12 protein-coding genes, 1 tRNA gene and 3 pseudogenes are annotated in these 20,278 nt (G+C 65.4%); 8 read left to right on the top strand and 8 right to left on the bottom strand.

Translation table 11 applies throughout. The features are described from left to right. The coding region (locus tag QM685_RS36045) for a biotin/lipoyl-containing protein (RefSeq protein WP_415124183.1) at window positions 1-278 on the bottom strand (278 nt) is incomplete at its 3' end. An 84-nt stretch (window positions 279-362) separates the two neighbouring features. Then, window positions 363-3,059: a pyruvate dehydrogenase (acetyl-transferring), homodimeric type gene (gene aceE / locus QM685_RS36040; RefSeq protein ID WP_415124181.1), complete on the bottom strand. Its 2,697-nt coding sequence runs from the start codon at window positions 3,057-3,059 to the stop codon at window positions 363-365. Between the two features lie 276 nt (window positions 3,060-3,335). On the opposite strand from aceE, the gene fixL reads away from it, so the two are divergent. The 6 genes and pseudogenes from fixL to QM685_RS36010 all read left to right on the top strand — a co-directional run bounded on the left by fixL (window position 3,336) and on the right by QM685_RS36010 (window position 11,107). After that, the gene (gene fixL / locus QM685_RS36035; RefSeq protein WP_415124179.1) at window positions 3,336-5,852 is read left to right on the top strand and encodes an oxygen sensor histidine kinase FixL; all 2,517 of its coding nucleotides are present in this window, start codon (window positions 3,336-3,338) and stop codon (window positions 5,850-5,852) included. Then, window positions 5,849-6,493, top strand: a complete 645-nt coding sequence (gene fixJ, locus QM685_RS36030; RefSeq protein ID WP_415124177.1) for an oxygen response regulator transcription factor FixJ — start codon at window positions 5,849-5,851, stop codon at window positions 6,491-6,493. Before fixL ends, fixJ begins: the two co-directional genes overlap by 4 nt. 416 nt (window positions 6,494-6,909) lie before the next feature. Next, window positions 6,910-7,260 (top strand): annotated as a pseudogene (locus tag QM685_RS36025) (DUF3300 domain-containing protein); the annotation flags it as partial. Continuing rightward, window positions 7,259-7,603, top strand: coding sequence for a DUF2950 family protein (locus QM685_RS36020; RefSeq protein WP_415124175.1), 345 nt, complete (start codon window positions 7,259-7,261; stop codon window positions 7,601-7,603). The pseudogene QM685_RS36025 and the gene QM685_RS36020, both read left to right, overlap by 2 nt. A 170-nt stretch (window positions 7,604-7,773) precedes the next feature. Then, a complete protein-coding gene (gene folD / locus QM685_RS36015; RefSeq protein ID WP_415124173.1) occupies window positions 7,774-8,643 on the top strand; it encodes a bifunctional methylenetetrahydrofolate dehydrogenase/methenyltetrahydrofolate cyclohydrolase FolD in 870 nt (289 codons plus the stop codon). A gap of 358 nt (window positions 8,644-9,001) precedes the next feature. Further along, a complete protein-coding gene (locus QM685_RS36010; protein WP_415124171.1) occupies window positions 9,002-11,107 on the top strand; it encodes a M3 family metallopeptidase in 2,106 nt (701 codons plus the stop codon). 77 nt (window positions 11,108-11,184) lie between these two features. On the opposite strand, the gene QM685_RS36005 is transcribed toward QM685_RS36010, so the two are convergent. Further along, complete coding sequence (locus QM685_RS36005; RefSeq protein WP_415124169.1) at window positions 11,185-12,483, bottom strand: amidohydrolase family protein; 1,299 nt, start codon at window positions 12,481-12,483, stop codon at window positions 11,185-11,187. Window positions 12,484-12,662: 179 nt separating this feature from the next. Here QM685_RS36005 and QM685_RS36000 point away from each other — a divergent pair, with 179 nt between their 5' ends. Further along, complete coding sequence (locus QM685_RS36000) at window positions 12,663-13,355, top strand: aspartate/glutamate racemase family protein (protein ID WP_415124167.1); 693 nt, start codon at window positions 12,663-12,665, stop codon at window positions 13,353-13,355. Between the two features lie 80 nt (window positions 13,356-13,435). On the opposite strand, the gene QM685_RS35995 is transcribed toward QM685_RS36000, so the two are convergent. Next, a tRNA-Met gene (locus QM685_RS35995) sits at window positions 13,436-13,512 on the bottom strand. Between the two features lie 289 nt (window positions 13,513-13,801). Between QM685_RS35995 and xth the strand changes: the two genes are divergently transcribed. Beyond that, complete coding sequence (gene xth / locus QM685_RS35990; protein WP_415124165.1) at window positions 13,802-14,578, top strand: exodeoxyribonuclease III; 777 nt, start codon at window positions 13,802-13,804, stop codon at window positions 14,576-14,578. A 21-nt stretch (window positions 14,579-14,599) separates the two neighbouring features. On the opposite strand, the pseudogene QM685_RS35985 reads toward xth, so the two are convergent. The 4 genes and pseudogenes from QM685_RS35985 to glnA form a co-directional block, all read right to left on the bottom strand. Next, window positions 14,600-16,709, bottom strand: a pseudogene (locus QM685_RS35985) (prolyl oligopeptidase family serine peptidase). 112 nt (window positions 16,710-16,821) lie between these two features. Further along, window positions 16,822-18,366 (bottom strand): nitrogen regulation protein NR(I), encoded by a 1,545-nt coding sequence (ntrC, locus tag QM685_RS35980; RefSeq protein ID WP_415124163.1) that lies wholly within the window; start codon window positions 18,364-18,366, stop codon window positions 16,822-16,824. A gap of 35 nt (window positions 18,367-18,401) precedes the next feature. Further along, a complete protein-coding gene (glnL, locus tag QM685_RS35975) occupies window positions 18,402-19,544 on the bottom strand; it encodes a nitrogen regulation protein NR(II) (protein WP_415124161.1) in 1,143 nt (380 codons plus the stop codon). Window positions 19,545-19,760: 216 nt separating this feature from the next. Continuing rightward, window positions 19,761-20,278: pseudogene (gene glnA, locus QM685_RS35970) on the bottom strand (glutamine synthetase); the annotation flags it as partial.

Below are 20,278 nucleotides of genomic sequence, written 5' to 3'. Positions count from 1 at the left end.
GGCGCGGGTGCGGCGGCAGGCGCCGCGGCCGCGCCTTCGGCGCTTTCCAGCACGATGATCAGCGTGCCTTCCGACACGGTGTCACCGACCTTGACCTTCACTTCCTTGACGACGCCGGCCGCCGAACTCGGCACGTCCATCGTCGCCTTGTCGGATTCCAGCGTAACGAGCGATTGCTCTTTCTCGACGGTATCACCCGCCTTCACCAGCACCTCGATCACAGGGACGTCCTTGTAATCGCCGATGTCCGGCACCTTGACTTCGATCGCTTGACTCATTGTTAGTGTCTCCTGGGCCGCGCGCGCCGCCCGCCCCTGGTCGACAGGAGTGGATGGCGCGCGCCATGGCACACGGGTGATGCCTTAGACGGTCATCGGGTTGGGTTTGGCGGGATCAAGGTTGTACTTCTTGAGCGCCTCGGCGACCACCTTGCGTTCGATCGTGCCTTCGTCCGCCAGCGCGTTCAGCGCGGCGACCGTGACCCAGTAGCGGTCGACTTCGAAGAAGTGGCGCAGCTTCTCGCGCGTGTCCGAGCGGCCGTAGCCGTCGGTGCCCAGCACGACGAACTTCTGCGGCACGAACGCGCGGATCTGCTCGGTCAGCGCGCGCACGTAGTCGGTCGACGCGATCACCGGGCCTGGCGCATCCTTGAGCAGCTTCTCGACGTGCGAGAGCTTCTTCTCTTCGGTCGGATGCAGCAGGTTCCAGCGCTGCACTTCGTGGCCTTCGCGCGCGAGTTCGGTGAAGCTCGGCACGCTCCACAGGTCGGCGTTGACGCCCCAGTCGTTCTTCAGCAGGTCGGCCGCGGCGATCACTTCGTTGAAGATCGTGCCCGCGCCCATCAGCTGGACGTGCGGTGCCTTCTTGTCGGCCGCGGTCTTGCTGAACGAATACATGCCCTTGATGATGTCCGCCGCCACGGTGTCGCCCTGCGGGATCGCCGGGTGCTCGTAGTTCTCGTTCATCACCGTGATGTAGTAGTACACGTCCTCCTGCTCCGCTACCATGCGGCGCAGACCGTCCTGCATGATGACCGCGAGTTCGTAGCCGAACGTCGGGTCGTAGCTGATGCAGTTCGGCACCGAAGCAGCCCACAGCAGCGAGTGGCCGTCTTCGTGCTGCAGACCTTCGCCGTTCAGCGTCGTACGGCCCGCGGTGCCGCCCAGCAGGAAACCGCGCGAGCGCATGTCGCCGGCCGCCCATGCGAGGTCGCCGATGCGCTGGAAGCCGAACATCGAGTAGAAGACGTAGAACGGGATCATGATCTCGCCGTGCGTCGAGTACGACGTCGCGGCTGCGATCCAGTCGGCCATGCCGCCGGCTTCGTTGATGCCTTCCTGCAGGATCTGGCCGGTCTCCGATTCGCGGTAGAACATCAACTGGTCGGAGTCTTCCGGCACGTACTTCTGGCCGTCCTGATTCCAGATGCCGATCTGACGGAACAGACCCTCCATGCCGAACGTACGCGACTCGTCCGGCACGATCGGCACGACGCGCTTGCCGAGCGTCTTGTCCTTCAGCAGGATGTTCAGGATCCGCACGAACGCCATCGTCGTCGAGATCTCGCGGCCTTCGCCGGTGCCCTTGAGCAGCGGCTCGAACGCCGACAGCTCCGGCACCGGCAGCGATTCGGCCTTCTGCCGGCGCGCCGGCAGATAGCCGCCGAGGTCCATGCGCTTCTGGCGCATGTATTCGAGTTCCTTCGAGCCTTCCTCGAACGTCAGGTACGGCACGTCGACGATCTGCTCGTCCGTGATCGGCAGACGGAACTGGTCGCGGAATTTCTTCAGTTGCTCCACCTGCATCTTCTTCTGCTGGTGGGTGATGTTCATCGCCTGGCCGGCTTCGCCCATGCCGTAGCCCTTGATCGTCTTCGCGAGGATGACGGTCGGCTGGCCCTTCGAATTCGACGCTTCCGTGAACGCCGCGTAGATCTTGTGCGGATCATGGCCGCCGCGGTTCAGATTCCAGATGTCGTCGTCGGACCAGTCGGCGACGAGCGCCTTCAGTTCCGGCGTGTTGAAGAAGTGCTCGCGCACGAACGCGCCCGACTCCGACTTGTACGTCTGGTACTCGCCGTCGACCACTTCCATCATGCGGCGCATCAGCGCGCCCGACTTGTCGCGCGCGAAGAGGGCATCCCAGCGGCTGCCCCAGATGACCTTGATGACGTTCCAGCCCGCGCCGCGGAATTCGCTCTCGAGTTCCTGGATGATCTTGCCGTTGCCGCGCACCGGACCGTCGAGGCGCTGCAGGTTGCAGTTGATCACGAACACGAGGTTGTCCAGCCGTTCGCGGCCGGCCATGCCGATCGCGCCGAGCGATTCCGGCTCGTCGGTTTCGCCGTCGCCGAGGAAGGCCCAGACCTTGCGGCCTTCGGTCTTCGCGATGCCGCGCGCCTGCAGGTACTTCATGAAGCGCGCCTGGTAGATCGCCATGATCGGGCCGAGGCCCATCGACACGGTCGGGAACTGCCAGAAGTCCGGCATCAGCCACGGGTGCGGATACGACGAGATGCCCTCGCCGCCGACTTCCTGGCGGAAGTTGTCGAGCTGCTGCTCGGTCAGGCGGCCGAGCAGGAACGCGCGCGAGTAGACGCCCGGCGACGAGTGGCCCTGCACGAATACGAGGTCGCCGCCGTGCTCGGCCGACGGTGCGTGCCAGAAGTGGTTGTAGCCGACGTCATACAGCGTGGCGGCCGATGCGAACGACGCGATGTGCCCGCCGACGTTGGTTTCCTTGCCGGCGCGCAGCACCATCGCCATGGCGTTCCAGCGGGTGTACGAGCGGATGCGGTGTTCGATGTCCTGGTCGCCGGGGATCTTCGCCTGGCGCGCGACCGGAATCGTATTGATGTACGGGGTGTTGGCCGAGAACGGCAGATGTTCGCCGTGCACGCGCGCAAACTCGATTTGCTTCTCGATCAGATAGTGGGCGCGGTCGGGGCCCACAGCAGAAATCACGCCATCCAGCGCTTCCAGCCATTCGCCGGTTTCCTGGGGATCGTCGTCTTTATCGGCGGCGACATATTTCATGACTTCGTCGGGTACAGCGGACATGCTCGTCTCCTGGGTATGGGGAACGCACTTTGAACAGACGACGCGGACGGGACACGACCCGCGGCAGGTTCCGGCCGATTGTAATAAGGGTCCCGACGTCCGCGCAACCAAATTTTCAAATTACGAGATCAATTCTCATAATACGGAAAATTGTTGCGGCGCAACCTGATTTGACTCCCAATCGATGAATCCGTCGGCTAGTTTGCGCCGATTAACTGGACTTTCCGTGCTTTTTTGCGTCATTTGTCAGCGACGCGCTGCGCTACAATGCCACGCATGTTGACCGAACGGTTTTTCTCTCGCTCGGCGCGCAACGCCGGTTCGCCAGCGGATTCGTCGCCGTCCCCCCGCTGGCACCATGGACCGTGGTGGTCCAATTCCTATTTGCTGACACCGCTCCTGTCGATCCTGGTATTTCTGGTCGTCATGAGCCTGATTCTGTGGAGTCTGAACCGGCGCGAGCAGCAACAGCAGGAAGACACGCTGTACCGCAACGTCGCGTGGGCGCAGCAACAGATCCGCCTGTCGATGACGGGCGCGCAGGAGCAGATCCAGGCGCTCGCGCGCGATCTCGCCGCCGGCCACGCCGACCAGCATTCGTTCCTCGTGTCCACCACGGACATCATGCAGGGACACCCCGAAATCCTCTACATGAACTGGTACACGGGCCAGCAGCAGCCGCGCTGGCCCAACGCGGCGCCGCCCGTGCTCGGCCAGCGTCTCGCCCGTCCCAACGACGCGCAAATGGACGAAGCGGTCAAGGCCGGTTTCGCCGACGCGCGCGACACGCGCCGCCAGGTGTACTCGCCGCTCATCTACGACGACCTCGGCAACGGCTTCATCACGCTGCAGACACCGATCTTCCGCGACCGCGACTTCCTCGGCACGATCGCCGCGGTGTTCTCGGTCGAAGGCATCCTGAAGCGCGACATCCCGCCCGAGCTGTCGGCCAAGTACAAGATCTCGATCATCGACGTGAACAACCGCGAGCTGACCACCACGTCGACCCGCCCGCGCCTGCCGCGCGACATGTTCTACGACCTGCCGCTCGACCCGCCGGGCCAGGGCATCTCGGTGCGCGTCTATGCGTTCCCGCAGATCACCAATTTCACGAACAACACGCTGGTGTGGCTGGTGGCCGGCCTCTCCTGTTTCGTGCTGTGGAGCCTGTGGAGTCTGTGGAAGCACACGCGCCAGCGCTTCGAGGCGCAGCAGGCGCTGTACGCGGAGGCGTTCTTTCGCCGCGCGATGGAAAACTCCGTGCTGATCGGCATGCGCGTGCTCGACATGCACGGCCGCATCACGCACGTGAACCCGGCGTTCTGCCGCATGACCGGCTGGGACGAAAGCGACCTCGTCGGCAAGAGCGCGCCGTTCGCCTACTGGCCGCGCGACGCGTACCCGGAAATGCAGCGCCAGCTCGACATGACGCTGCGCGGCAAGGCGCCCTCGTCCGGCTTCGAGTTGCGCGTGCGCCGCAAGGACGGCTCGCTGTTTCACGCACGCCTCTACGTATCGCCGCTGATCGACAGTTCGGGCCGCCAGACCGGCTGGATGTCGTCGATGACCGATATCACCGAGCCGAAGCGCGCGCGCGAGGAACTCGCCGCCGCGCACGAACGCTTCACGACCGTGCTCGAAAGCCTCGACGCGGCCGTCTCGGTGCTCGCCGCCGACGAAGCCGAGCTGCTGTTCGCGAACCGCTATTACCGCCATCTGTTCGGCATCCGTCCGGACGGTCATCTGGAACTCGCGGGCGGCGGTTTCGACAGTTCGCAGGCGTCGTCCGATTCGATCGACATGGTCGACACCTACGTCGGCCTGCCCGCCGCCGCGCTGACCGAAAGCACCGCCGACGCGCAGGAAGTCTATATTCCGGGCATCCAGAAGTGGTTCGAGGTACGCCGCCAGTACATCCAGTGGGTCGACGGCCATCTCGCGCAGATGCAGATCGCAACCGACATCACGACCCGCAAGCAGGCGCAGGAGCTGTCACGCCAGCAGGACGAGAAACTGCAGTTCACGAGCCGCCTGATGACGATGGGCGAAATGGCCTCGTCGCTCGCGCACGAACTGAACCAGCCGCTCGCCGCGATCAATAACTATTGCTCCGGAACCGTCGCGCTGGTTAAATCCGGTCGAACGACACCCGACAATCTGCTGCCCGTGCTCGAAAAGACCGCGCAGCAGGCGGTGCGCGCCGGCATGATCATCAAGCGCATCCGCGAGTTCGTGAAGCGCAGCGAGCCGAAGCGCCAGGCCACGCGCGTCGCCGATATCGTCGCGGACGCGGTGGGACTCGCCGAGATCGAGGCGAGAAAGCGGCGCATCCGCATCGTCACCGACCTGCGCGCGCGTCTGCCGGTGATCTACGTCGACCCGGTGCTGATCGAGCAGGTGCTGGTCAACCTGCTGAAGAACGGCGTCGAGGCGATGGCCGAGGCGCGGCCGAACGCGGTCGATCCGGTGATCCGGGTGGTCGTGCGGCTCGACAGCGGCTTCGTCTGCATCAGCGTCGTCGATCAGGGGCCCGGCGTCGACGAGGCGACCGCCGAGCGTCTGTTCGAACCGTTTTACAGCACCAAGTCCGATGGCATGGGCATGGGGCTGAACATTTGCCGTTCGATTATCGAATCGCACCGCGGCCGTCTGTGGGTGGTCAACAACGTCGAATCCGACGGCCACATCACGGGCGCCACGTTCCATTGCAGTCTGCCTATTGGAGAGCCTGACGGCCCGAGCAACGGCGGGTCCGAGGCGCCGACACCACAAACCGTTACGGGAGAGCTATGAACAGCCCAGTCACCACACAGGAAACCGTCTTTGTCGTCGACGACGACGAGGCCGTGCGAGATTCGCTGCGCTGGCTGCTGGAGGCGAACGGCTACCGCGTGCAATGCTTCTCGAGCGCCGAACAGTTTCTCGACGCATGGCAGCCGCATCAGCATCCTGGCCAGATCGCGTGCCTGATCCTCGATGTGCGGATGTCCGGCATGAGCGGGCTCGAGCTGCAGGAACGCCTGATCGCCGACAACGCGTCGCTGCCGATCATCTTCGTGACGGGTCACGGCGACGTGCCGATGGCGGTGTCGACGATGAAAAAAGGCGCGATGGACTTCATCGAGAAGCCATTCGACGAAGCCGAACTGCGCAAGCTGGTCGAGCGCATGCTCGACAAGGCGCGCAGCGAAAGCAGCAGCGTGCAGCAGCAGCGCGCCGCCGCGGAGCGCCTCGGCAAGCTGACCGCGCGCGAGCATCAGGTGCTCGAGCGCATCATCGCCGGCCGCCTGAACAAGCAGATCGCCGACGACCTCGGCATCAGCATCAAGACGGTCGAAGCGCATCGCGCGAACATCATGGAAAAGCTCAACGTCAACACGGTCGCCGATCTGCTGCGACTCGCGCTGTCGAACAAGCCGCAAACGGCGCAGTAAAACAGCGATGCGCGGCCCTTCGCGTGAGGGCCGCCGGCTTGCCGTGCCGATCCGCCATGGGCCGAACTGATGAAGGGTGCGGCCTGTGGGTGGCTCGCGGTGGCCTGTCGTGATGCGTCGTTTCGTTAGTTGTAGCGCATGGATTGATTCCGTGCTCGTCCCGGCCTGCTTTCCAGCGGGCGTCTTTCAGCAGTCGCTCACGAGAATTGACCAGCGCGGCTGCGCCTCCTACTTTATAAAAAGCTCCATAACGGGTGTTCGCCGATGCGCGATCGACTTGGGTATGAGGTGCCGCGCATTTTGTGCCTGGCGTGGCGCTACGATGCCGGTGAACTTCATTGCCCGCATGCAGAGCGTTCGTCGTGCCTTCTGTCGCGCTTCTGGCCGGAGTGCGCCGCTCGCGAAGATTGCCGGGAATGCTGCCAATCTGGCTGCTGGCGTGCGCGGCGCTGGCGGAAACACCCGTCGTTGCCGGTCTCGGCTTGCTCGCCACGTCCGATGCCGCGCATGCGCAAGGCGCCGCGAAAATCTCGAACCAGCAGCTCGATTCGCTGACGGCGCCCATCGCGCTCTATCCCGATGCACTGCTCGCCCAGGTGCTGATGGCCGCGACGTTCCCGCAGCAGGTGGAGCAGGCGGCCGCATGGTCGAAGGCAAACCCGAAGCTGCAAGGCGACGACGCGGTCAAGGCGGTCGCCGCCGAGCCGTGGGATCCGAGCGTGCAGTCGCTGGTCGCGTTTCCGCAGGTACTCGCGACGATGTCCAATGGACGTTGAGAAGGAGTCTCTGATCTGGACAACCGTGCCCGGCGAGGCGGAAAGCCCGCTCGGGCCGCTCGCCGCGACGATGCCCGCGCGCACGCGGCCGCAGGAGGCCTATCACGGCTACCACTACCGGATCCTGACCGCGCAGGGACCGCATGCGCAAGGCGGCGCGCACGACTACGTCGACAATGGCGTGATGAGCCGGGGCTTCGCGCTGATCGCATCGCCGGCCGGCCTTGTGCCTTCGGCGGCGAGCCACGAAGCACACCCCGCGCATCAGACCCACGATCCGGGCACTTGCCGCGTCCCGAATCCCCTGCTGGAGCCCGCCCCCGCGCCGGTATAATGTCGGATTTTGCAGCGGCGCCCCGCCCGAACCGGCAGCGCGCGCCTTTCACGGACCGCGCGGCTCCCGTCGCAAGCGCCATCGCGCTCGCACATGCCCGCGCAGGCGCTTCGCCCCGCTAGCCCAACCACCCGCCCCGGCTCAACTCTCGACTCAACCCTCGACCGACCATGACTGCCAAACTGATCGACGGCCTTGCCCTCTCCAAGACCCTGCGCGCCGACGTCGCCGCGCGCGCCGCCGCCCTCACCGCTCGCGGCCATCAGCCCGGCCTCGCGGTGATTCTGGTCGGCGACAACCCGGCCAGCGAAGTGTACGTGCGCAACAAGGTCAAGGCGTGCCACGACAACGGCCTCGGTTCGTCGTTCGACCGTTATCCGGCCGATCTGCCCGAAGCCGATCTGCTCGCGCGCATCGACGAACTGAACCGCGATCCGCGCATCCACGGCATTCTGGTGCAACTGCCGCTACCGAAGCATATCGACAGCCACAAGGTGATCGAGGCAATCGCGCCGGAAAAGGACGTCGACGGCTTTCACGTCGCCAATGCCGGCGCGCTGATGACCGGCCAGCCGCTGTTCCGTCCGTGCACGCCGTACGGGGTGATGAAAATGTTCGAAGCCTACGGCATCGATCTGAAGGGCGCGAACGCGGTGGTGATCGGCCGCTCGAACATCGTCGGCAAGCCGATGGCGCTGCTGCTGCTCGAAGCCGGCGCGACCGTCACGATCTGCCATAGCAAGACGCGCGATCTGGCCGCGCACACGCGCAACGCCGACGTCGTAGTCGCCGCGACCGGCCTGCGCAACATCCTGACCGCGGACATGGTGAAGCCGGGCGCGACCGTGATCGACGTCGGCATGAATCGCGACGACGCCGGCAAGCTGTGCGGCGACGTCGACTTCGCGGGCGTCAAGGAAGTGGCCGGCCATATCACGCCGGTGCCGGGCGGCGTCGGCCCGATGACGATCACGATGCTGCTCGTCAACACGATCGAAGCGGCCGAGCGCGCAGCGAACGCGCAGGCATCGAACGCGTAAGGGTCGAGCGACGGGCGCGAGACGGAATGAGAGGCGACTCATCCGTCCTGTCAGCACCCCATTGCCATCCTGTCGCCCCCCCTCGCTGAACACCAGCATCTCAATTCCGCGCGGCCTCGCCCAGAAACGTCGTCGCGCGCGACTCACAGCCCACGCCCTGCCCCAACCTGCCCCGCGCACCGCAACATCTGATAATTTGTCAGCCGATGGATTGGAATTGGCGCGCCGCGCCCCAATAATGCTCGGTATCCGGTGCCGCATCGCGCGATGCGCCGCACGCCGAAGGAAACACCGCCGACACGGAACGCGCGCTCGCCGCCGCACCCGTCCCCTTCACCCGCGTCAGACAGGAAGCCCTATGTCCACTACCGCCACGCCTCAAGACAACCCGCTCCTCGATTTTTCCGACCTGCCGCGCTTTGGCGACATCCGCCCCCAACACGTAACCCCCGCGCTCGACGTGCTGCTCGCCAACGCGAGCGCGGCTGTCGAACGCGCCGCGTTGCCGGTCACGCCCGCGTCGTGGGCCGACGTGGTCGAGCCGGTCGAGCGCGCCACCGAGCCGCTGTCGCGCGCGTGGAGCGTGATCGGCCATCTGAACGCCGTCGCCGATACGCCCGAGCTGCGCGCCGTGTACGGCGAAAATCTGCCGCGCGTCACCGAATTCTGGTCGAGTGTCGGCCAGAATCTGGCGCTTTACGAAAAGTACAAGGCGCTCAACGCAAGCGACGATTTCGCGTCGCTGACCGGCGAGCGCAAGAAAATCCTCGGCAATGCGCTGCGCGACTTCCGTCTGTCCGGTGCCGAACTGCCCGAAGACCAGAAGCCGCGTTTCGCCGAATTGCAGGAGCGCCAGGCGGCGCTGTCGAAGGCGTTCTCGGATCACGTGCTCGACGCGACCAACGCGTATGCCTACTTCGTCGACGCGGGCAACGAAGCGCAACTGGCCGGCCTGCCCGAAGACGTGATCGAAGCCGCGAAGGAAGCCGCCGAGCGCGAAGGCAAGACCGGCTACAAATTCACGCTGCACTTCCCGTCGTATTTTCCGGTGATGCAGTACGCGGAACACCGTCCGATGCGCGAAGCGATGTATCGCGCGTACGTGACGCGCGCGTCCGAGCTCGGTCCACAGTACGGCAACGGCAAGCCCGAATGGGACAACACCCAGGTGCTCGCCGACGAACTGAAGCTGCGCGCCGAGGAAGCCGGCATGCTCGGCTACGGCAACTTCGCCGAAGTGTCGCTCGCGCCGAAGATGGCCGAATCGCCCGCGCAGGTCATGGCCTTCCTCGAGGATCTCGCGACGCGCGCGCGGCCGCATGCCGAGCAGGACTGGAAAGAGTTGCGCGAATTCGCCGCGAGCGAACTCGGCATGAGCGATCTGCAGCCATGGGACATGACGTTCGCCGCCGAGCGTCTGCGTCAGAAGCGCTATTCGTTCTCGGAAAACGAGGTCAAACAGTACTTCCCCGAAGACGCGGTGTTCAAGGGCCTGTTCAAGGTCACCGAAACGCTGTTCGGCGTGCGCATCCGCCGCGACGAAGCGGCCGTCTGGCATCCGGACGTGCGCTTTTTCCGCGTCGAGAATCAGGATGGCGGCCTCGTCGCGCAGTTCTATCTCGACCTGTATGCGCGTGAAGGCAAGCGCGGCGGTGCCTGGATGGACGACGCGCGCGGCCGTCACAAACTCGCGCACGGCGCGGTGCAAACGCCGGTCGCGTATCTGACCTGCAACTTCTCGGCGCCGGTCGGCGGCAAGCCCGCCTGCTTCACGCACGACGAAGTGATCACGCTGTTCCACGAGTTCGGCCACGGTCTGCATCACATGCTCACGCGCGTCGACGAGCTGGGCGTGTCGGGCATCAACGGCGTCGAGTGGGATGCGGTCGAATTGCCGTCGCAATTCATGGAGAACTTCTGCTGGGAGTGGGACGTGCTGTCCGACATGACGTCGCACGTCGATACCGCGAAGCCGCTGCCGCGCGAGCTGTTCGACAAGATGCTCGCGGCGAAGAACTTCCAGAGCGGTCTCGGCACGCTGCGGCAGATCGTGTTCTCGATGTTCGACATGCAACTGCATACGGGCTTCGACGCAAACGGCGCGAAGAGCGCGAACGATCTCGCGCGCGAAATCAACGAGCGCTTCCACGTGGTGCCGCAGGCGCCGTTCTCGCGCTGGCCGAATACGTTCAGCCATATTTTCGCGGGCGGCTACGCGGCCGGCTACTACAGCTACAAGTGGGCCGAAGTGCTGTCCGCCGATGCGTATGCGGCGTTCGAGGAAGCCGCGCAGTCGGCCGGCAGCGTGCTCGATCAGACGACCGGCATGCGTTATCGCCGCGAAATTCTGGAAGTGGGCGGCAGCCGTCCGGCGATGGAATCGTTCAAGGCGTTCCGCGGTCGCGAGCCGAATATCGACGCATTGCTGCGGCATAACGGCATGGCGCCGGGCGCCGCGCATTGAGCGATCGACGCGTCATCAGCGGCGGCTTGCGCAGGCAGGCCGCCGTTCTGCCTGGTGAGTGAGCTACACCGCTGCCGCTACGCTCGATGCAGCTTGAAATCCACCTGCTCGGGCCGCCCCTCGAGCGATAACGAAGCCCGCGCGGCCGGCGCGCGGCTCACTACCCTGCCACGGCTCACCACCGCGAGCCGCGCGGCGCGCAGACGGATCGCCTCGACCGCGTCGCGCGCGTCGAGCAGCACCAGATTGGCCGCGCATCCGGGCGCAATGCCATATCCCTCCAGACCGAGAATTCGCGCCGCGTTCACCGTCACCGCGTCGAAACACGCGTGCATGCCGTCGACACCCGTCATCTGCGCGACGTGCAGGCCCATGTGCGCGACTTCGAGCATGTCGCCCGAACCGAGGCTGTACCACGGGTCCATCACACAGTCGTGGCCGAACGCGACGGTGATGCCCGCGGCCATCATCTCCGGTACGCGCGTCATGCCGCGCCGTTTCGGATAGGTGTCGCTGCGGCCTTGCAACGTGATGTTGATCAGCGGATTCGCGATCGCGGCGACGCCCGACTCGCGCATCAGCGGCAACAGCTTGCTCACGTAATAGTTGTCCATCGAATGCATCGACGTCAGATGCGAACCGGCGACGCGTCCGTGCAGACCGAGCCGGTGCGTTTCGGCCGCGAGCGTTTCGATGTGGCGCGATAGCGGATCGTCCGATTCGTCGCAATGCATGTCGACGCGCAAGCCCTGCCCGGCCGCGTACTCGCAGAGCAGGCGCACCGACTGCGCGCCGTCGGCCATCGTGCGCTCGAAATGCGGAATGCCGCCGACCACGTCGACACCCATGCCGATCGCGCGCTTCAGATTGTCGAACGCGCCGGCACTGCGCAGCAGGCCATCCTGCGGAAAGGCGACGAGTTGCAGATCGAGATACGGCGCGACGCGGCGCTTCACTTCGAGCAGCGCCTCGACCGCGAGCAGTCGCGAATCGCACACGTCGACGTGGCTGCGGATCGCGAGCAGGCCGCGCGCGACCGCCCAGTCGCAGTACTGCATCGCGCGCTCGATCAATGCGTCCTGCGTGAGCGCCGGCTTCAGCTCGCCCCACAGCGCGATGCCTTCGAGCAGCGTGCCCGACGCATTCACGCGCGGCAAGCCGTACGACAGCGTCGCGTCCATATGGAAATGTGGATCGACGAATGGCGGCGTGACGAGCGAGCCCGCCGCGTCGATTTCCTCGCGCGCGCTCGCGGCCAGATCCGGTTCGACCGCGACGATGCGGCCCGCGTCGATGCCGATATCGACCGGCCACGGCTGCCGGTGTTGCTCGTGGGCGCTGCGCGGCAGCGTCGCGCGGCGGATGATCAGATCCATGTATCGCTCCCGTTGATCGCGTGCGGACTCGCTACGATTCTATCGGCGTCAGAAAAGCGCCTGTGAATGGAATGCCGTCACGATGCCGTACCGGCGCGCGCTGCGCAATCCGTACCGGTGGGGCCCCGCGCGGCGCGCCTATACTCGCCGTTTCAGGCATGCATTGACGGAGCGTACAGATGAAAACGATCGGCGTGATCGGCGGAATGAGCTGGGAGTCGTCCACCGAGTATTACCGGCTGCTGAACCGCCACGCGAAGGCGCGCCTCGGTGGCCATCACAACGCGCGCAGCCTGATGGTGACCGTCGATTTCGCGGAAGTCGAGGCGAACCAGCGCGCCGGCGACTGGCCCGCGCTCGGCGAGCAGATGGCCGGGGCCGCGCGCCAGCTCGAACGCGGCGGCGCCGATCTGGTGATACTCGCGACGAACACGATGCATCGCGTGTGCGAATCGATCGAGCAGGCGATCACGGTGCCGTTCCTGCATATCGCCGATCCGACCGGCGCGGCGCTGCGCGCGGCGGGCGTCGAGCGGGTCGGCCTGCTCGGCACGCGCTACACGATGGAGCAGGCGTTCTACACGGGCCGGCTGCGCGAGCGCCACGGACTCGACACGCTGATTCCCGACGACGCCGAACGCGCGGACGTGCATCGCATCATCTACGACGAGCTGTGTCACGGCAACGTGAGCGACGCGTCACGCAAGGTCTATCAGCGCGTGATCGACAATCTGGCCGCGCGCGGCGCGCAGGCGGTGATACTCGGCTGCACGGAAATCACGCTGCTGATCAAACCGGAAGATTCGTCGCTGCCCGTATTCGACACCACCGCTCTGCATGCGCAGGCGGCGGTGGAATGGGCGATTGAATAATGCTGCGCGGCAAAAGCAAAGCAGCCGCTGGAAGTCAAAAAGCCCGCATGACTTGTGTCATGCGGGCTTTCAACAATGCTTGGTTGCGGGGGTAGGATTTGAACCTACGACCTTCGGGTTATGAGCCCGACGAGCTGCCAGACTGCTCCACCCCGCGTCAGAGAAAAAAGATTATATCGGGTCGTTCACAAAACGTCAAATGATGCCGCGGGAGATTTCTCGAACGCGTGACGCGCTCGCGCACGATAAGATGCTGGACTGCCGGCATCAGGAATCGCCCGCGGCGATAAACACACGGCATCGCAGGTGCCGCATGTCGTTGCTCGCATGACCTCCAAGGGTCCCGAACGACGGCATGTTGCGCAGCCGCGCGCACGCCATGGCAATCGATCAGAACAACGGACCAGGGCTTTACCGAGCCTTGCCCGGCAAGATGCGAGAACGACATGAAAATCGCCACCTGGAACGTCAACTCCCTCAAAGTCCGCCAGCAGCACGTAGTCGACTGGCTCGCGAGCAGCGGCACCGACGTGCTGTGTCTGCAGGAACTGAAGCTCCCCGATGAAAAATTTCCGCGCGCCGAACTCGAAGCGATCGGCTATCGGAGTTTTTATGCCGGCCAGAAGACCTATAACGGCGTCGGCATTCTGGTGCGTGAAGGCTTGAATGTCGACGAGAGCAGCATCGTGCGCAACATTCCCGGCTTCGAGGATCCGCAGCAGCGCGTGATCGCGACGACCATCGACGGCATGCGCATCATCTCCGCGTACTTTCCGAATGGCCAGGCGCCGGGCACCGAGAAGTTCGCGTACAAACTGCGCTGGCTCGACGCGCTGCACGACTGGCTCGCGACCGAGATGACGCTGCATCCGAAGCTCGCGTTGCTCGGCGACTACAACATCGCACCGGAAGATCGCGACGTGCACGACCCGAAGGCGTGGGAAGGCCAGAATCTCGTGTCGCCCGAGGAACGCGCGGCGTTCGTGCGGCTAATCGGACTCGGCCTGCTCGATGCATTCCGCCAGTTCGAGCAGCAGGAGAAGATCTACTCGTGGTGGGATTACCGGATGATGGCGTTCCGCCGCAACGCGGGGCTGCGCATCGATCACATCCTGTTGTCGAAAGCGCTCGCCGACATCTGCACGTCGTGCGACATCGACAAGGTGCCGCGCAAATGGGATCAGCCTTCGGATCACGCGCCGGTGTTCGCGCAGCTTGGTTGAGCGCGCGGAAGACAGCCACGCTCACCCCGTGCCGCCCAGCACGCTCCACAGGAACCCGAACACCATCGCATCGTGCTCGGCCTGCTCCAGTTCATCGGAGCCGCCGTGGCCGCCTTCGGTATTCTCCCGATACCACACATTCGACGCGCCGAGCGCCTGCATCCGCGCGGCCATCTTGCGCGCATGGCCGGGGTGCACGCGATCGTCGGCGGTCGACGTCGTGAACAGCACCGGCGGATACGCGACGCCCGCCGCAACGTTGTGATACGGCCGGCGAATACGCGGCGAGCACGCGCGCTTCATCGGGTTCATCGGGATCGCCGTACTCGTCGATCCACGACGCGCCCGCATGCAGCAGGTGATAGCGGCGCATATCGAGCAGCGGCACCTCGCACACTACCGCGCCGAACAGCTCGGGTCGCTGCACCATGCACGCGGCCACCAGCAGGCCGCCGTTGCTGCCACCCTGAATGCCGAGCCGCGCGGCGCTCGTCACGCCCGTCGCGATCAGCGCTTCGGCGACCGCGATGAAATCGTCGAAGGCGCGCTGGCGATGCGCGCCCTGCGCCGCCGTATGCCAGCGCGTGCCGAACTCGCCGCCGCCGCGAATATGCGCGACCACGTACACGCCGCCGCGCTCGAGCCAGCCGATGCCCGGCCCGGTCAGGTAACTGGGCAGCAACGGAATCGCGAAGCCGCCATAGCCGCTCAGCAAGCAGGGGCGGCTGTTCTTTTCAGCGGCGGAAGACGCGTCCTTCGGCCCAATCACCGTGTACGGCACGCGCGTGCCATCGGCCGACACCGCGTGCCCGCGCGTCACCGCGAAGCGCGTCGCGTCGAACTGCGTCGGCCAGCGGTCGAGCAACTCCCAGTCGCCCGGCTCGTCGCGCGCGAGGTCCGCGAGCCAGTAAGCCGGCGGTTGCAGATAGTCGTCGGTGTCGACGAACACCTCGTCGTCGAGCGTCGATTCGACCGGCGACACCTCGACCTGCGCGTCTCCCTGCGATGGGAACACGCGCTCGCGCCACTGCCACGTGCCGTTCTCGCGTCGGGACGGCGTCCAGATCGACGTCCTGCTACGCACGTCGTCGAGATACGACACGATCAGATGATGACGCGTATGCGACCACTCGCAGGCCGACGTCAGCGGTGTCGGCACGAAGAGCGGCGTCACGTCGCGCTCGCCGCGCAGAAAAGCGTCCTCGCGAATCGCGAGCAGCGCACCGCCCGGATGGCGCGCGTGGCCGCCTTGCCAGTCGTATTCCCAGTCGAGCCGCGGCTCCAGCAGCAGCCAGCCCTGCCACGCGCCCACCGCGACGTGCGCGGGAACGTCGTAGCGATGCCAGGCAGCGCTGGCGCCGTCGAGGTAATAAGTGTGCGAATCGAAGAAGTCGACGCTGCTCGTTACCGTGTGCCGCCGGTCGAGCGGATCGTAGTGCGCTTCCACGCCGATATCGCGGAACTCGCCGCGATACACCACCGGCGCATCGGCGAGCGCGGTGCCGCGCGTCCAGCGTCGCACCTCGCGCGGATAACCGGAGCGCGTCAGCGTCTTGCGGCCGTTGTCCCAGCCGACGTACAGCGTATCGCGATCGATCCACGACGCCGTATGCTTGCCCGCCTTCGCGATCGCGAAACCGTCGTCGACGAAACGCCGCGCGTCGATATCGAACTCGCGCACGACGAGCGCATCGGAACCGCCCGGCGACATCGTGATCAGCGCGCGGTCGCCGTCCGGATAAAGAATGTCGAGGTCGACGCAGACCCACGGCGTGCCCTCGGCCGCGCCCAGCGCATCGAAGTCGAGCAGGTTCTGCCACACCGGCGCGCCGCCGCGCCATGCGGCCCACGGCGTGCGCCGCCAGATGCCGCGCGGATTGCGTTCGTCCTGCCACAGATCGTAAGCCCACTCCTTCCAGCGATCCGGAATCACCGGCCGCTCACGCGGCAGATACGCGTCGGCAATCCGGCGCTTCAGCGTGTCGAACGATGCGCCGCTGCACCATGCGGAGCGCGTGCGCGCATTCTGCGCTTCGACCCACTCGAGCACGTCCGGGTCGTGAAGCGCTTCGAGCGGCAGAAAGGGATCGGGGGAAAGCGGCCACTGGAAGGGGGCGGGAGAAGCGGGCATCGTCGGCTGTCGAATGAAAACAGCGTCGATTATGCCTTGCGCGCGAATCGATGCGGAAACGACGCGGGCGGCTCGCGCCGCCCTCGCCTGCAACGTCAGCTCATGCCCGCGATCAGGGCTCGATATTCAGTTCCTGTATCTTGCGCGTAATCGTATTGCGCCCGATGCCGAGCCGCTCGGCCGCCTCGACCTTGCGGCCGCGCGTGAAGTCCAGCGCCTCGCGAATCACCGCCGCTTCGAAACGGCGCGCGAGTTCGTCCATCACGTCCGCCGCGTTTTCGCGCAGCATCCGCGCGACCTCGGTGCGCAAGCCGCCCTCCCACGCGCTCAGCGCGGCCGCGATCGATACGCCTGCCGTGCTCGCCGCCCCTACCGGAAAGGCGGCGCCGGCACTTGCGCCACCCAGTGGCGCGCCGCCCGCGAATCCGGCACCGGCCGCGGCGGCGCCATCCGCCGTCGCGACGGCCGCCGCGCCGATGGCGGAATCGGCCGCCCCCATCTGCGCCGGCCCGAGATCGGGCGGCAGATCCTTGATCTCGATCGTCTGCGCGGGCGCCATCACCGTCAGCCAGTTGGCGAGATTCTCCAGTTGCCGCACATTGCCGGGAAACGGCAACGACGCGAGATACGCGAGCGCTTCGTCGGACACGCGCTTCGGTTCGACGCCGAGATCGCGCGCGCTCTTTTGCAGGAAATGCCGTGTAAGCAACGGGATGTCTTCGCTGCGCTCGCGCAACGCCGGCAAGCGCAGACGGATCACGTTGAGGCGGTGATACAGGTCCTCGCGAAACAGCCCCTGACGCACGCGCGATTCGAGATTCTGGTGCGTCGCCGCGATCACCCGCACATTCGAGCGCAGCGGATTGTGGCCGCCCACGCGATAGAACTGGCCGTCCGACAGCACGCGCAACAGACGCGTCTGCAGATCGAACGGCATATCGCCGATTTCGTCGAGAAAGAGCGTGCCGTTCTCGGCCTGCTCGAAGCGCCCCTGACGCATGGCCTGCGCGCCGGTGAACGCGCCGCGCTCATGGCCGAACAGCTCGGACTCGAGCAGATCCTTCGGGATCGCGGCCGTGTTCAACGCGATGAACGGACCGTTCGCGCGTGGGCTATGCCGGTGCAACGCGCGCGCGACCAGTTCCTTCCCGGTGCCCGATTCGCCGGTAATGAGCACGGTGGCCGCCGAATGCGACAGCCGGCCGATCGCGCGAAACATGTCCTGCATCGCCGGCGCCTGGCCGAGCATCTCGGGCGCCTCGGCGACGCGCTCGTCCCACGTCTGCTCGCCGCGCATGCTTTCGTCGACCGCGCGGCGGATCAGTTCGACCGCCTTGTCGACGTCGAACGGCTTGGCCAGATACTCGAACGCGCCGCCCTGGAATGCGGCGACCGCGCTATCGAGATCCGAGAACGCGGTCATGATGATGACCGGCAGGCCCGGCACCTTGTCGCGCACGGTCTGCAACAGCTCGAGCCCGGAGCCGCCCGGCATGCGGATGTCGGAGACCAGCACCTGCGGGCTGTCGTGATCGAGCGCGGCCGACGCTTCGCGCACGTTCGCGAAGCTGCGCGTCGCGAAGTTCTCGCGCGCGAGCGCTTTTTCGAGCACCCAGCGAATCGATTGATCGTCGTCTACTATCCAGATCGGCTTCATATAGGTCGGTCAGAAGTCTTGAGATGCATGTGGTGTTAGCAGTCGAGCGGCAGCAAAATCTGAAACTCGGTATGGCCCGGCCGGCTGTCCACCTCGATCAGACCTTCGTGCTGCTGCACGAAGGTCTGCGCGAGCGTGAGACCGAGACCACTGCCGTCCTCGCGCCCCGACACGAGCGGATAGAAGATGCGGTCGCGAATCTCTTCGGGAATGCCTGGGCCGTTGTCGACGATACGCAAGTCCAGTGCCAGTTTGCACAGGCGTTTTGAAATGGTGACCTTGCGCGCGATGCGCGTGCGCAGCTCGATGCGCGCGTCGCCCTGCGAGATGCGCTCGCGCAACGCCTCGGCCGCATTGCGCACGATGTTCAGCAGCGCCTGGATCAATTGCTCCTTGTCGCCGCGCAAGTCCGGCACGCTGACGTCATAATCGCGCACGATATTGAGACCGCGCGGAAACTCCGCGAGAATCACCTGGCGCACGCGCTCGCACACCTCGTGAATATTCACGTCGCCGACGATATGCGGATGACGGTGCGGCTCGAGCAGCCGGTCGACGAGCGTTTGCAGCCGGTCCGACTCCTTGATGATGACCTGGGTGTACTCGCGCAATTCGTCGCGCTGGCGCTCGCCGAGCTCGAACTCGAGCAGTTGCGCGGCGCCGCGGATGCCGCCGAGCGGGTTCTTGATTTCGTGCGCGAGATTGCGGATCAGCTGCTTGTTGACGGCCGTGAGGTCGCTGATGCGCTCCTCGCGGTCGGTGCGCAGATGCCGCTCGTTCTCGAACAGTTCGAGCAGTACGTAATCCTGCGCGCTTTCCAGAAAGCCGACGATCGCATGCACGTGCAGCGACTCGTGGCCGGGACGCTCGAGCACGGCGTCCAGATGCGTCGCGTGAAAACGGTGCGCGGCGATCGCGGTGATCGTCGCGACGAGTTCATCGGCGTTCGAGAAGATGTCCGGCCACGCCATCTGCGTCAGTTGCCGGCGCGACATCTCGAGCATCGACTCCGCCGACGGATTCGCGTACGCGACGCGCAGCGTGCGCTTCTCGAGCACCAGCACGACGGTCGGCAGCGCCTCGAAGCCCGGCAGCAAACCGGAGCTCGCGAGCTGCACGTCATCCGACAGCGTCTGCTCGTGTCCTTTCCTTGCCTTGATCAGATTCTTGAGAACCATCTTGCAGTCTGGCCGGTAGGAGAGGTAATAAATCGGGGTACTGCGTGGGGTACCGCGGCTTTAACGTTAATGCGTGGCTTGCGCCCCGCCGGCGCGCGGCCGGTCATGCAATACAGCGGCCCTAACGAAAAAGGGACGGCGCCGCCGTCCCTTCGTGACCGATCGCGAGCGTCGGGCAAGCGCTTCGCCGGGTGAAGGGCGAAGCGCCATGACCGCTTACAGCGAGTAGTACATTTCGAATTCGACCGGGTGCACCGACTGACGATAACGCTGCAGCTCCACCGTCTTCAGTTCGATGTACGCGTCGAGCATCGAATCCGTGAACACGCCGCCGCGCGTCAGGAACTCGCGGTCCGCGTCGAGCGAGTCGAGCGCCTGGTCGAGGCCCGCGCACACGGTCGGGATCTTTGCATCCTCTTCCGGCGGCAGGTCGTACAGGTTCTTGTCGGCGGCTTCGCCCGGGTGGATCTTGTTCTGCACGCCGTCCAGACCCGCCATCATCAGCGCGGAGAAGCACAGGTACGGGTTCGCCAGCGGATCCGGGAAGCGCGTTTCGATACGGCGGCCCTTCGGATTCGACACGTGCGGAATACGGATCGATGCCGAGCGGTTGCGTGCCGAGTAAGCGAGCTTGACCGGTGCTTCGAAGTGCGGCACGAGACGCTTGTACGAGTTCGTACCCGGGTTCGTGATCGCGTTCAGCGCGCGCGCGTGCTTGATGATGCCGCCGATGT

Source organism: Paraburkholderia sp. (genome assembly GCF_047605525.1).
Taxonomy (GTDB): domain Bacteria; phylum Pseudomonadota; class Gammaproteobacteria; order Burkholderiales; family Burkholderiaceae; genus Paraburkholderia.
The sequence above is the reverse complement of the archived record's forward strand: the minus strand, read 5'-3'. Positions and strand labels throughout refer to the sequence as shown.